The sequence below is a fragment of the Psychrobacter sp. NZS113 genome, from assembly GCF_015864825.1.
Classification (GTDB): domain Bacteria; phylum Pseudomonadota; class Gammaproteobacteria; order Pseudomonadales; family Moraxellaceae; genus Psychrobacter.
Genome location: NZ_JADYWL010000001.1, coordinates 570939 through 585595, shown reverse-complemented (window position 1 = coordinate 585595; position 14657 = coordinate 570939). Strand labels below are relative to the sequence as shown.

General features: G+C 45.9%; 10 protein-coding genes. 2 read left to right on the top strand and 8 right to left on the bottom strand.

Annotation, left to right across the window (positions count from 1 at the left end; translation table 11 throughout):
* Window positions 1-23: 23 nt before the first annotated feature.
* The 5 genes from ligA to I6E61_RS02435 form a co-directional block, all read right to left on the bottom strand.
* On the bottom strand, window positions 24-2090 hold the full coding sequence (gene ligA / locus I6E61_RS02455) for an NAD-dependent DNA ligase LigA (protein WP_197129175.1): 2067 nt from the start codon (window positions 2088-2090) through the stop codon (window positions 24-26).
* 396 nt (window positions 2091-2486) lie between these two features.
* Window positions 2487-3527, bottom strand: coding sequence for a cell division protein ZipA C-terminal FtsZ-binding domain-containing protein (locus I6E61_RS02450; protein ID WP_197129172.1), 1041 nt, complete (start codon window positions 3525-3527; stop codon window positions 2487-2489).
* A gap of 296 nt (window positions 3528-3823) precedes the next feature.
* Window positions 3824-7825 (bottom strand): AAA family ATPase, encoded by a 4002-nt coding sequence (locus I6E61_RS02445; RefSeq protein WP_197129169.1) that lies wholly within the window; start codon window positions 7823-7825, stop codon window positions 3824-3826.
* Window positions 7826-7891: 66 nt separating this feature from the next.
* The gene (locus I6E61_RS02440; protein WP_197129166.1) at window positions 7892-8833 is read right to left on the bottom strand and encodes a hypothetical protein; all 942 of its coding nucleotides are present in this window, start codon (window positions 8831-8833) and stop codon (window positions 7892-7894) included.
* A gap of 52 nt (window positions 8834-8885) precedes the next feature.
* Window positions 8886-9689: a sulfite exporter TauE/SafE family protein gene (locus I6E61_RS02435; protein WP_197129484.1), complete on the bottom strand. Its 804-nt coding sequence runs from the start codon at window positions 9687-9689 to the stop codon at window positions 8886-8888.
* Between the two features lie 193 nt (window positions 9690-9882).
* Here I6E61_RS02435 and I6E61_RS02430 point away from each other — a divergent pair, with 193 nt between their 5' ends.
* Complete coding sequence (locus tag I6E61_RS02430) at window positions 9883-10890, top strand: biotin--[acetyl-CoA-carboxylase] ligase (RefSeq protein ID WP_197129163.1); 1008 nt, start codon at window positions 9883-9885, stop codon at window positions 10888-10890.
* A gap of 83 nt (window positions 10891-10973) precedes the next feature.
* The gene (locus tag I6E61_RS02425) at window positions 10974-11696 is read left to right on the top strand and encodes a pantothenate kinase (protein WP_197099817.1); all 723 of its coding nucleotides are present in this window, start codon (window positions 10974-10976) and stop codon (window positions 11694-11696) included.
* 102 nt (window positions 11697-11798) lie between these two features.
* Here I6E61_RS02425 and I6E61_RS02420 read toward each other — a convergent pair whose 3' ends face one another.
* The 3 genes from I6E61_RS02420 to I6E61_RS02410 form a co-directional block, all read right to left on the bottom strand.
* The gene (locus I6E61_RS02420; RefSeq protein ID WP_197129160.1) at window positions 11799-12326 is read right to left on the bottom strand and encodes an energy transducer TonB; all 528 of its coding nucleotides are present in this window, start codon (window positions 12324-12326) and stop codon (window positions 11799-11801) included.
* A gap of 125 nt (window positions 12327-12451) precedes the next feature.
* Window positions 12452-13639: an isovaleryl-CoA dehydrogenase gene (locus I6E61_RS02415; protein ID WP_197129158.1), complete on the bottom strand. Its 1188-nt coding sequence runs from the start codon at window positions 13637-13639 to the stop codon at window positions 12452-12454.
* A 43-nt stretch (window positions 13640-13682) separates the two neighbouring features.
* Window positions 13683-14603: a hydroxymethylglutaryl-CoA lyase gene (locus I6E61_RS02410; protein ID WP_197129155.1), complete on the bottom strand. Its 921-nt coding sequence runs from the start codon at window positions 14601-14603 to the stop codon at window positions 13683-13685.
* Window positions 14604-14657 lie beyond the last annotated feature (54 nt).

The following is a 14657-nucleotide window of genomic DNA, read 5'->3' as shown; positions in this document are numbered from 1 at the left end:
TGGGCGCACCCTATCGCCAACATTCAGCCCTCAACCAATGCCAAAAACTCTTCCTCACTCACCACTTTAACCCCCAGTTTTTCAGCTTTGGTGAGCTTCGAGCCAGCCTTATCCCCTGCTAGTAGCGCAGTCGTTTTTGCTGAGATGCTTCCCGATACTTTTGCCCCCAGCGCTTGCAGTTTGGCCTTGGCCTCATCACGTGCCATTTTTTCAAGCGCACCCGTAATCACCCACGTCTGCCCATCAAGTGGCAAGTCTCCAGCAGCTTTTTGCTCGACCTTATCCCAATACACACCTGCTTCAAGCAATGAATTAATCACTTCAATATTATGCGGTGCACGGAAAAACTCGTAAGCAAGCTCGGCAGTGATAGTGCCTACATCAGGGGTTTTAATCAGGGTTTCGATACTGGCTGCCATCAGGCTATCGAGGTCGCCAAATTGCTGTGCAAAGTTTTGCGCCGTGCCCTCACCCACACCGCGAATACCGAGTGCATAAATGAAGCGAGCCAATGTCGTGTGCTTACTAGCTTCGATAGCACTGATGATATTCTGTACCGATTTTTCACCCAATTTTTCTAGCGTGACGAGCTCGTCTGTATGATTATGCAATTGATAAATGTCTGCCACCGTCTTGACCAAGCCATGCTCAAAGAAACTAATCAGCCAACTCGCACCAAGCCCATCGATATCCATTGCGCGACGCGAGACAAAGTGAATGAGCGCTTCTTGCTGCTGCGCGGGGCAAAATAGGCCACCAGTGCAGCGTGCCAATGCTTCGTCTTCAGGCAGCACTACAGAAGAGTCGCAGACAGGACAAGTAGAAGGCAGTGTCACTGGTGTAGAATCTGCTGAGCGCTGGTCATGCCAAACGCGAGTGACTTTGGGGATGACATCCCCAGCACGATGAACGCTGACCATGTCGCCTGCACGCACATCCAATCGCTGAATCTCACCAAAGTTATGTAGAGTGACATTACTAACGGTGACACCGCCGACTTTGACGGGTTCGAGCTTACCAACTGGTGTGATTTGACCCGTACGACCGACTTGCCATTCGATATCGTTTAGACGCGTCATTACGGTCTCGGCAGGAAATTTATAAGCGGTGGCCCAGCGCGGTTCACGCGATAGAAATCCTAGCTGCTGCTGCAATGACAGGTTATTTACCTTTATCACCATGCCATCGATTTCAAATGGCAGAGCGCTACGCCCTTCTATCACTGACTCATAGTAAGTCTGTGCCGCGCGTGGGTTTGCGACCACCTCTACCGCACTGACAGTAAAGCCAATAGTTTTTAGCCATGCCAAGCCTGCTGATTGGGTTTCGATGGTTTCAGGCAATCCCTGATTAATTGAGTAAGCATAGAATGCCAATGGACGACTGGCTGCCACACTGGGATCGAGCTGACGCAGACTACCCGCAGCGGCGTTACGTGGATTGGCAAAGGTTTTATTTTCGCTCTCTTCTGCTAAGCGATTGAGACGATCAAAACCTGCCTTGGGCATCAGTACTTCACCGCGTACTTCTAGCAACTCGATGTCAGCAGCATCCGCGAGCCAAAGTGGCAAGTTGCGAATAGTCTTGGTATTTTGGGTAATATCCTCGCCCGTTTGCCCATCACCGCGCGTGACCGCTTGTACAAACTTGCCATGCTCATATTTTAGCGACACGGCCAATCCATCGAGCTTTAGCTCCATCTCATACTCAGGATTTTTTTGCGCGTCATTTAGACGGTCGTTGACGCGGCGCATAAACGTATGCAATTCGTCATAGTCAAAGACGTTGCCCAGTGACAGCATAGGGATATCATGGGTCACTTGAGTAAAGGCAGATAGCGGCATATCACCGACTTGATTGATGGGACTGTCCGGCTGTATCAGCTCTGGATGTGACTCTTCTAACGCGACCAAGGAGCGACGCAATTGATCGTATTCGCTGTCTTCTAAGATAGGATTATCGAGTACATAATAGGCATAGTTGTGTGTTTTAATGGCATCGATAAGTGTGCGCATTTGGGCAACGATTTGCGCAGTGACATTTTGAGTAGTTTTAGTTTGAGCAGTGGTCGGTACGATAGAATCAGTCATAGTCAGCGTCTTTTCTTTGCAATTCAAGATGCCAATATGATAACAAGTTTGTGAGAGACTCGGTATAGTCAATCCCATATAAATCAGATACTGTGTCAGGCTCGCTCAGTCTACTATGTGTAGTACTTTCACTCACCTTCCTTGTATCTAAATTATAGTCAAATCCATATAAATCCGCTACATCGTCATCCTCACTAACCATACTAATGTATAGCTTGCACTCGGCTTCCTTGTATCGAAAATATTTGGAATCAACTATATCTTGAACCGACTCTAGCATTTTGCAGAAATGAACGCGCATTAAAAAAGGCAAATAACGTCAATCGCTATTTGCCTTTTATATGACTTCTAATATTAACCAGCTCTTACTTTACGTAACCTTTAGCCTTCAAGCTTCTAACCTTCATAGTCGCGGACTTGATTACGTAGCTGCTGCTTGTATTCAGAGGTGATTGGTTCGTTCTCTTCATCTAGCATAATCGCGTCCAAATCACTGGCCATCATATAGGCAATGCTCATCATACTATCGAAGCTACGCAGCGCTTGCGGATGCGGTAAAGATAAGAATACCACCACGCCATGATACGTATTGGTCGCCACACTATGCGGATCAAAAGGTGCGATACCACTATCGGTGATGCCCATCATACTGAACCACAGCATGCCAGTGCCGTCTTTTTTCTCATAACGATGGAACATATTCATCGCGCCATAGCGTAGGCCGTATTTATCAATCAATTTCAATAAATCACGACCACGGATAATCGCGGTTGGACGATCACGATATTGGTGCGGCAAGATGGTGATGTTGATGTTGTCTTTAGCATTAATCAATGGACCATTTTGCGCTTCGTCAACAGGCTCTGATAAATGCTGGTCGAGAATCGGGCTATTGTTATCAAAACTCGGTTCTTCTACCGTATCAATTGATGGCATCAGACTGTCTGTCGCCGACATCAAGCTGGAAAATGCATCAGGCTCTTGCTCGGCATTTATCTGCTCAGATGCTGCTGAAAATTCAGTATTTTCGCTACGCTGCTGCTCATCCTGCCAGCGTGCATAGCTATCATCTTCAACCATGTCTCTGTGGTCGTCATTTAACTCACTGATGATATCGTTATGTCCAGCCGTCTGCTGTGCATCGACATTCACATCGAAATGGGCATGCGGTTGAGTCAGTGTCTCTTCTTCAACGACTGCATTGAGATAGCTGCGATCAGGCGCAATACTGGTCTCGCCTGCGACGGTGTCATCAAAATCTGGCTGATCCACGAGGTTACGCTCATGTCGCGGTATGATGGGAATACCGTTTTTATCATAGTTGACCGCCATGGCTTCAGCGCTGTTGCGGCGCTTAAAACTACGAATGACCATAAACAGCCCTGCAAGCATGATAAATGCGGCAATGGCGATCAATATAAACTGAATAGCGGTCATGAGAAATACATCCTAATATATGACAAAAGGGAATACACAAGAGGCGACAAATGGCAATAGTCTAGCATGGCTAATTAAGCTCGTCACCATATAGTCATCGTTTACCGTCAGCCCGACATACTTGCGTAACGTTACCACCTCAACTTCAACTATACCACTAGCAGTGCCCTGCCAGTTATAGTTGAATTTAAATAATTTCGATACAAGGAAACCGAGTGCAAGTTACACATTAGTATGCTTAGCGAGGATAACGATGTAGCGGATTTATATAGATTCGACTATATCAGTTATTTGAGCTACTCGGTAATATAGCGCTCAGCTTCATCTAACGACACACTGACTAGCGTAGAAACACCTGCGCTTGGCATAGTAATGCCTTTTAGCTCGTCAGCAATCTGCATTGTCAGTTTGTTATGACTGATAAAAATAAACTGTAAATCATCTGCCAGCTCATGAATCAAACTGGTAAAGCGTTCGACGTTGGCATCATCAAGCGGCGCATCGACCTCATCGAGTACACAGAATGGTGCGGGATGCTGCTTAAATATCGCAAAAATCAAGCTCAACGCGGTGAGGGTTTTTTCACCGCCTGACAGCACAGCTAGGCGACTATTACGCTTACCTTTTGGTTGTGCCATTAAGGTAAGCCCTGCCCGCCACTGTTCTGACTTGTGTTTGTCAGTAGGGATGTTGGCTGGCATATCTTCTGTGTTCAACGTCAAACTGGCTTGCCCACCACCGAAGACTTTGGCAAATAAATTGGCAAGCTCGGTATTGACCGCATCTAGCGTCTGCATAAACAAAGTCTTGGTGGTCTCATCAATAGACTCAATCGCTGCCGTCAACGTCTGCATACTGGCTGCAATATCTGCTGTCTGCTGCGCCAATGGCTCTAGGCGCTCATTGACCTCAGCCAACTCTGCCACTGCAGCGAGATTAACTGGGCCGATTTTGCTAAGCTGCTGCTCAAGGGTGGCGCGTTCAGCCTCCAACTCTGCGATTTTATCTGGACGCACACGGCGATCATGCGCGATAAAATCAGCGAGCAAGTTTGAGACGCTCATCACTTGTTGCTGATGCTGCGGGTGCTGTGTTGAATGCGACTCCGATTTATATTTATGGCTCACCTTATAGTACGCTTCTAAAGCATTATGCGTATGAGTGCTCGCATCGTCCAAACGCGCCATGCTTAGTGCCAACTCAGTAGCATGATTAGCAAGCTTACCCTGCTGAACTTGTAGCGTATTCTGCACACTATCTAACGCCGTCTGCTGCTGAGCATAGTTTTGCTTAAGCGCAGCCAATGCCGTATCACGCTCGGTCAATAGCACCTGCTGCTTATCTCGTGCTGTTTGCGCCGTCTGTAATGCCGCTTGCAAATCTGGTAGCTTATCCTGCTGCTTCTGATGACTCGCTTTTAGCTGCTGCTCGCTCTGTAGCGATTGGTCATATTGCGCAGTCGCTCGTGCAAGGCTACTGACACTATGTTCCAAACGCATCTCGCTCTGTTGAATACGCAGCTGCAATGCTTGCCATGCATCATCATCTGCTTGGCGCGTGCGATTTAGCTCACTGCGCTCAGCCTGTAGTTGCTGACTGGTCGCACGGGCATCAGATATTTGCGGCGTTAGCGCTACTATCTGGCTTTGAATATCTTGCTGCTCATGAGTGAGCGCTTGTCCCTCTTGCTCTAACTCTTGTTGCTCTTGCTCAAGGGCAGATTTGTCCGCCATAAGACGCTGGCTATCCGCTTGTAAGCGCTCAGCATTGGCACGCTGAGTCGTTAGCTGCTGCTGATATTTATGTTTATCACGGGTGAGCTGATCTGCTTGTGCACGCGTTTCTTCTAGATTGACCGTTAACGCATCATAGTCGCGTTGATTCTTTGCAATGGTCTTTTGCGTAGCTTGTATTTTGGTTTCAAACTCATCTAGCAAGTCTTCTAATGCTTGCAAGCGGCTACGCTGCTGCAAACGCTGTGTTAAAAACTGGCTATTGCTCTCACCTTGACTATCTTGCTCACCTGTAAACTTACTCAGATTAATCGTACCCTGACGACTGATAAGCCAACCGTCAGTTGTTAGCAGAATGGCTGACGATGGTAATGCTTTTAAAATACTAGCAAAGTCTTCAAGCGTCTGCTGACTGGTTGCTTCTGATTGCGCAATATATACATAGCACTGCTGCCAAAGCGCCAATACTGGCTGCTTAATCAGCTGTGATAATGGCATTACTCTATCAATTAAACTGTCTGGCAAACTACTGGAAAATGGCTTGGTAGCTCCCTCATTCTTGGCAGGTAACCACAAGCTATGACCACTCTCTATTGAAGGTTTTCCTTCCGTATTAGCCTGCTCATTTTGTGCTATTTGATAAGTAACGATATCCGATAGGTCATGCTCAAGTACTTGCCATAAGCTGTTCGCTTTCTCAATATCACTGCTCACATCATCAACGTTTTGCTGATTAGATTGGTTAGAGAACAGTACATGACTATCTAGCCATAATGCCAAGACACTATCGAGTAATGCCGCGTGCTGCTGTCCTTTTTCACTCAGCTCAATCTGCTCGCGCAAGGTGGTAATAGCCAACTCGTTATAACGATTAACGACATTACTTTCCAAGCCATCTTCTAGATTATCCGCTGTAGAGACAGAGGCTTGCTGTTGATTTTGCGGTGTAGGTTTTGGATGCAATATCTGATGCAGGGTATCATATTCACTGGCCAATACCGCGTGACGCTTCTCATACTCACTCAACTCGCGCTGCTGCGTATTCAAGCGCTGCTGTAAATCATGCGCTTGCGGTTGTAGTTCCGACAGACGCTCATCTACGCTGTCTTGTTGGCGCTCTATCTGCTGCAATTGTTTGTTTAGCTCTGCAACTTGCGTCTCTAACGTCTGCTGTAGGTTTTGTCCATCCGTTGGCGCTTGCTCATCAGAGCGCTTATCAGAGCCCTTATCAAAGCCCTTATTATTGCTAGATGTTGATAATGACTGCTGTAATTGCTGCCATAGATTTTGCCAGTTTTGCTGGCGGCGCTGCCATTTGTCATGGTTCTGCTGATGGCGTTTTTGAGCTTGGCTATTGATGGCTTGCTGTTGTTCAAGCATGCGCGCATTATCTTGCAAGCGTGATAACTGGTTTTGCGCGTCATGCCATGCACGCTGTAACGGTTGCTCATTACGTTTATGCGCGTCACGTCTACCCGTCAACTCAGTGAGCTGTGGGCGTAACGACTCTAATATATTCTGCTGCTCGGCTTGCTCGGCTTTTAATCGATCAATCTCATCCACTGCTTGCGCGCGCTGCTGATCCAAGCTTGCGAGTTGTTGCTCAATCACAGTCAATTGTGATTTGGCATCGCTCAGCGCGTGCTCAGCTTGTTGATAGCCGAGCTGCTGCTGATAATGAGCGCTTTGAGCATCATCCTTAAGCCATTGCTCTTGGTTAATGTGCGTGGCGAGCTTATCTTGTTGGGCTTTTAGCGTCTCATAGTCGGCTTGCAATGTAGCAACTTCGGCAGTGCTACGCTCATGGGCGATTTTCTGCTGCTGCTGCGTATGCTTGGCTTGGTACAGCTGCTGAATGGCCAGTTGCTGCTTGATATCAGCAAGCGTCAACGCCAGTTCTTCGTAGCGCTGTGCACTGGCAGCTTGCTTCGACAAGCGTTTTTGTTGGCTGACCAGCTCGCTTTGCATATCATGCAGACGTGCTAGGTTCTCTTGTGTTTTCTCTAGCTTCTTTTGCGTTTCTTCGCGGCGCGCTTGATAACGAGACACCCCTGCCGCTTCTTCAATAAACTCACGCAGCTGCATGGGGCTAGATTCGACAATACGCCCAATCATACCTTGCTCAATCACCGCATAACTACGCGCACCAAGTCCCGTACCCAAAAACACATCGACCACATCACGGCGACGACATCGTGTGCCATTAATAAAGTAATCTGAGCGCCCATCCTTATTGACCTGACGACGAACAGACAGCTCTTGATACAGATTAAACTCATGGCGAATGCCGGTATGCTCATCTTGCGTATGCTCAAACGTCAGCTCGACACTAGCAACACTTTTGGCAGCTTTATCCTGCGTACCAGCAAAAATGACATCGCTCATCGCGCCGCCACGCAGCTGCTTGGCAGAGGTCTCACCCAGCACCCAGCGAATGGCATCAATCACGTTGGATTTGCCACAGCCGTTCGGTCCGACAATGGCGGTGATACCATGGCGAAAGGTAAAAGTCGTTGGATTGGCAAAGGATTTGAAGCCTGCCAGCTTTAGGGATTTTAGACGCATGAAGAATCAGTAAACTTAGCAAAAACAGGCGGCTATTCTACCTGAAATTGTGGTGGGTTTTTAGGGTTAAACAGCTAACTGCATAAACGATTTTGATTCAAGGCTCTGGTGAAACCCCTGCAGCAGTTTTTGTTCCACTTGGCAGGTGTCATTTTCTGCTAAATAGCGATTGTTAAACTCGATAAGATCTGACCATGTGATACTTGCTACTTCTAAATGCTCGACTATTTCTAACAGCTCTGTTCTTAGTAGATGCTGATACTTCCTCGGTCTTTTATGACATAACGCCAGCTCTCGGTCTACGAGCGTTTGCTTGTTTTGCTTTAGCGCGTCACCACCGATAAACAGTAGCAAAAACTTTGTACCCTGCTCAATAAAGCCTTTCTCTAATAAATGCTCATACATCAAGCAGTACTTTAGGATTTGGTCTGGGTTTTTCCGACCAGCGAGCTTTAACTCATTTGCTACCAGCACGTTCGCTTGATGGTTATAGGCTAAGTTATCCATATACATCGCTTTTAGCTCTGTACTGTTTTCAAACATGCCGCTGTTACCATGTGTCGACCATGATCTATTGGGCTCAAAGCTAATAAACTGCTGATAAAATAAATCGAGATAAACATCACTGCACAAGCTCAAAAATATATCAAACTCTTTATTCAGATAATCTTCAGAAAAGAATTTTACTCGGCGAACGGCCTCTCTAACATTACAAATACCCATCGTTTGCATTGAATAGGTCTCTAGCTGCTCAGACTCAGTCATTTTTTGATTGAGCTTTTTAATGATTGACTGCTCAATCTCCTCTACATTTTTGCCTGCAAGCTCAGGATGGGTAGCCCACTCAATGATTTGGCGCACATATTGCTTTTTACTAACCCCAAGAATACGCTGCGGCTCCCATGCCAAAAACTCTACCATATTAGAGAGGCCGCTCGTCCATGATAGCTGCTCTTTTAGATGACTCATCGAGCCGAAAACACGGCGGTATTTTTCTGCAGCTTTCATACTTAATTATGTCTCATGGTTTGCATAGTATTTTTATAAGGAGCCATCATTTCTATAACACCCCAATCCCGCTCAATAACAATTGCCCACCAGCAAACACTAACAACACGCCAAACGCACGCTTAAGCATCAGTGCAGGCAATACATGGGCGAGCTTGGCACCGACTTTTGCCATGGCAAAGCTCGCCACTGAGATGCATAAAAATCCCGTGATATGCACAAACCCTATCGTACCCTCAGGTAGGTTGACCACGTCTTGACCGAACCATGCAAACCCTGCCGCGCCAGCCAATGCAATCGGTAGACCGCAAGCTGCTGACGTACCGACCGATTGTTTCATCGGTAGCCCCGCCCAGTTTAAAAACGGTACAGTCAAACTACCACCGCCAATTCCGAAGATAGAAGATGCCATACCAATGCCTGTACCAGCACCAAACTGGACACCAGCCGAGGGCAATGGCTTGCCCAACTGTTCTTTATTAGAGAAAAACAGCATCTTGATCGCAACCAAAAGCGCACCGACACCGATAATGGCTTGTAGTACCTTGCCATCAATCATATCCGCAACACCTGCACCCACCAGACTACCGACGACCAAACCCAATGCCATTTTTCGCCATACTTCCCAGCGTACGCCGCCGCGCTTATTATGAGCAGTGAGTGAGCTAATCGAGGTCACAACGATGGTCGCCAGTGATGTACCAATCGCCAAATGAGTCACCACTTCTGGCGAAAAATCATATGCGGTAAAAATCCATACCAGTGCCGGAACGATAATCATGCCACCGCCAACGCCAAACAATCCAGCACTCACGCCAGCAAACGCCCCTGCAATCACAAACCACACATATAGCATCATCGAATTAACCTTTTATCACGCTTGTTTTTCAAATTTTATTTTCTATCTTGCTTATCAATACTATTAATTGCATTTGCCAAATCGCAACCCGGTCTTTATGCTATCTAACTTAACCAACTTTCATATCTATCGAAAACCGCCCAGTATATCAAAAATTATCCCAGCGACATTACTCAAATAGAATAAACTTATGCCGACATATAACCAATCCTCTGATTCTGCATCGGAGTCATTAACACTTGAGCATTTACCTGAGCTGAATCATAGCCATCTTACCAGTAGCGCCTCTACCAATAGCGAGCTAATAGCTGATGTACAGAATGGCACATTGAATGCGGCCGAGATGCATCTACTAACCGCTGAAACCCAAAGCGCTGGTCGCGGACAACACGGGCGCTCATGGCAATCACCGCGTGGCAATGTCTACCTATCGCTCTATCATCCTGTTCACATACCCGTTAGTGGCTTACTGTCACTAATCATCGGTGTAGAGCTGGCAAAAATGCCCGTTATCCAAGTACTAAATGAGCAATTACAAACGCAAGGACTAACACCAATCGGCGTGAAGTGGGCAAATGATTTAGGCTTTTACCAAAGTCAAAATCAAAGCCAGAATCAGCCTCAAAGCCAATCTGCCTTAGATAGCGCTGATGTGCATAATACGGAATTAAATCATCAGACACTGCCGTTTAATAAGCTTGCTGGGATTCTGATTGAACCCGTATCGCAAGCAGGCAAACTGGTTGGTTTGGTGATAGGTGTGGGTCTCAATGTCCAATCCACGCCAAAGCTAACTGCACAAACCTCTGAAGGCATGAGTTATCAAGCGATTAGCTTACAAGATATTGTTGAGACACTACAGCCAAAAGCGCAGGCTGCCAGTCTACCGAGCTTACGTGTGCTTTATCAGCAAATGAGTAAAGCGCTAATGGCTGCGATGACGCGCTTTGAGCACCTAAGTATAGAAAAACCAACGGGACATCGTTATTATCTGGACAGCTTTTTAAAGCAGTTTGACTCGATGGATGCACTAAGCGAACTGCGATTACGTGTGACCCAAGAGCATAACGGTCAAACCAATATACTCACGGGTTACGCTTGTGGTATCGATACACATGGATGTTTGCAATTGCGCCAAGATAACGGTAAGATTTCTGCACTTTTCACCGGACGCATTGACGTTATTCAAACGACTTAATCGTTTAATCAACGAGCACTAAAGTGCAGTAGCTATCAGGATAGGATGTTGATAATTGCTTCACTGTATATAAAGGGAATTTTATGCTCTGGCTTGATCTTGGAAATACCCGCCTGAAATACTGGCTCACCGATGATATCGGTCAGATAGTCACACATGATGCCAAACAACATTTGCAAGCACCAGCCGAATTACTGATGGGTCTGACGGATCGCTTTGAGCGTTTTGCCCCTGACTTTATTGGTATCTCATCTGTACTAGGTAACGAGCTGAATGCCAAGGTATCAGAGACCTTAAGCCGTCTAAATATTCCGTTTGAATTCGTCCATGTCGACGCCGCTCACCCGCTAATGAAGAGTCAATATAACGATGAGCAGCTCGGCTGTGATCGCTGGCTACAAATGCTAGGCGCAGTCGATAAGAAAAAGCGTCAATGTGTGATTGGTTGCGGTACAGCAGTGACCATTGATTTGATCGATCATGCTGAGCATTTGGGCGGTTATATCTTTCCCAGTATCTACCTGCAACGTGAGTCACTGTTTTCTGGTACCAAGCAAATCACCATATCTAATGGGACTTTCGACAGTGTCAGCCAAGGTGTGACCACACAAGATGCGGTACATCGCGGCATACTATTATCAATCGTCGGTGCGATTAATGAGATTAGCCATCGTCACCCCAACTTTGAAGTTATCATGACGGGTGGTGATGCAGCGATTATCTCGCAGCACGTCAACCGTCCGGTACGTCTGCGTGATGATTTATTATTAAATGGTCTGGCACGATATTTTGATCATAGTAAATAATTGAAGTGTGTTGTCGTATTTTATAAAGTTAGAATAGAAAAAGCAGTACGTCTGAGGCGTACTGCTTTTTCTAATTTAACAAACCTAATTCCTTGTTATCACCTATTCTGCTATAAAAATAATAGGTACATCAACTTTTCCACGTATTGCTTTTCCTTCAAACACAAATGGCCTCATCCGACCACTTCTTATCTGACGAGCAGCGCTTCGATCAAAACACTTATTACCGCTGGTTTCTTTAATATTCACTTTGACAATTTCACCTTGTCTATCGACTAACAATTCCAACAAAACCTTAAGTTTTTGTCCATGAAAAAATCTAGTTCTTTCACGAATTTCCTTATCTATACAGAAGAAATAACCCCTATTGAAATCAAAATCGAAATCAAAAACGGGTGACTTTGACCAATCTGCTTCACGACTAGCAAACTTAATAACAGGTTCAGGACTAGACAAATCAACCAGCTCTGCCTGTGCAGTCGTTATGCTTGCTGTCATCGTAAACAATGCAAACAGAGTGGTTAACAGACCATAAGTACTGATAGATTTTATGTTGGTAAGAAAATGAGAAGCTGTCTTGTTGGAAGCTATGTGATTAAGAGCGAACTTGGTATTTCGTTTACGAATCATTATAAAAGTCTTTTATTTAAGTCATTAAAAAGTGCCACGCTATGAAAGACATAACGTAGCACATTTTTAGTTTTACAGTGAACATAATTCGATAAAAATTAGCTAATTATTTATACCTATTAGTATTATTTAGTCTCGTTAAACAACTCACGACCGACCAGCATACGGCGGATTTCACTGGTTCCTGCGCCAATCTCATATAGCTTGGCATCACGCCAGTAGCGACCAAGTGGATACTCGTTGGTATAGCCATTGCCACCAAATATTTGAATACCTTCGCCTGCCATCCATGTGGCTTTTTCAGCACACCATAGAATCACACTGGCGCAGTCTTTACGCACTTCTCGGCTATGACCAGCACCGCGCTGATCTAGCATGTCGAGATTTTTACCAACGGTATATAAGAAGCTGCGACCTGCCTGCAGTATCGTATACATGTCGGCAACTTTACCTTGGATAAGCTGAAACTCACCGATCGCTTGACCGAACTGCTTACGATCATGAATATAAGGCACGACATTGTCCATCACCGCTTGCATGATACCGATAGGACCTGCAGCCAATACGGCACGCTCATAATCTAGGCCACTCATCAATACCTTAACGCCCTCATTGAGACCGCCTAAGATATTTTCACTCGGCACAGTCACATTGTTAAAGGTCATCTCACCCGTATGGCTACCACGCATGCCAAGCTTGTCTAGCTTCTGTGCTGTGCCGAAACCTTCCATGCCTTTTTCAACGATAAAGGCTGTCATGCCTTTGCCGCCTAGCTCAGGATTGGTCTTCGCATAGACCACCATCACATCCGCATCAGGACCATTGGTAATCCACATTTTATTGCCGTTCAGCACATAGCTGCCGTCTTTTTCTTCAGCTCTGAGCTTCATACTGACAACGTCCGAACCAGCACCAGTCTCACTCATGGCCAGTGCACCGATGAACTCACCGCTGACCAGTTTTGGTAAGTACTTTTGTTTTTGTGCCTCAGAGCCGTTACGTTTGATTTGGTTGATACATAGGTTTGAGTGTGCACCATAGCTCAATGCTACCGATGCCGAAGCACGGCTAATCTCTTCCATCGCGACCATATGTGCGACGTAACCCATATTAGAGCCGCCGTACTCTTCAGGAACAGTAATACCATGCAAACCAATATCACCCATCTTTTGCCACAGATCCATTGGGAACTCGTCGCTGCTATCAATCTCAGCTGCACGTGGGGCGATTTCATTGGCTGCAAACTGCTGTACCATATCACGTAGGGCATCAATATCTTCGCCAAGCTGAAAATTCAATCCAGGTAAACTCATAACTATTCCTTGTATTTTAGTATTTAATTTTTACAATAATTTTTTAAGACTGACGTTTATTGATTAAAGCACGTGCCACGTTCGAGCCATTTGGACGCTTTAAGAACTCACTAATACGCTCACCTGCCACGACCAATTTATCCAAATCGATGCCTGTACTGATACCCATACCATGCAGCATATATACCACATCTTCGGTGGCGACATTGCCCGTTGCGCCTTTGGCATAAGGACAGCCGCCAAGACCAGCCACTGAGGTATCAAACTCACTGACACCCATTTGTAGTGCGGCTAGCGTATTGCTCAATGCTTGACCATAAGTATCGTGAAAGTGACCCGATAGCATAGAGATATCAGCATATTCTAATGCAGCTTGTAATGCTCGTTGTACCTTGAGCGGCGTACCAACACCAATCGTATCGGCAATGCCAATCTGCTCTGAACCAATCTCAATTAAGCGCTTGGTCACATACGCTACTTGGCCTGGGTCAATCTCGCCTTCATAAGGACAACCAACCGTGCAAGAGATAACACCACGTACTTTGATGCCTTGCGCTTTTGCCTCGGCTGCCACCGGTGCAAAACGCTCGATACTCTCATCAATACTACAATTGATATTTTTTTGGCTAAAGGTCTCACTGGCTGAGCCGAAAATAACAATTTCGTCAGGACGATGCAAAATAGCATTTTCAAAACCGCGCATATTGGGCACTAGGACTGAGTAGCAAATATCTGTCTGACGTGTCTTCTCAAGTGCTTCAAGTAGCGCGCTATTATCGCCCATTTGTGGCACCCACTTTGGCGAAACAAAACTTGTTGCTTCTAGCTTTTTGACACCTGCCGCAATCAAATCATTGATAAGCGCTTGCTTAACCTCAGTCGGTACCGTCATTGACTCGTTTTGCAAGCCATCACGCGGGCTGACATCAACGATGGTGACATGATTTGGATATGAATGGCTCATACTTATCATCCTTTTTATTATTCGCCTTTCTGTGAGGCTTTTTTATTAGGCTTG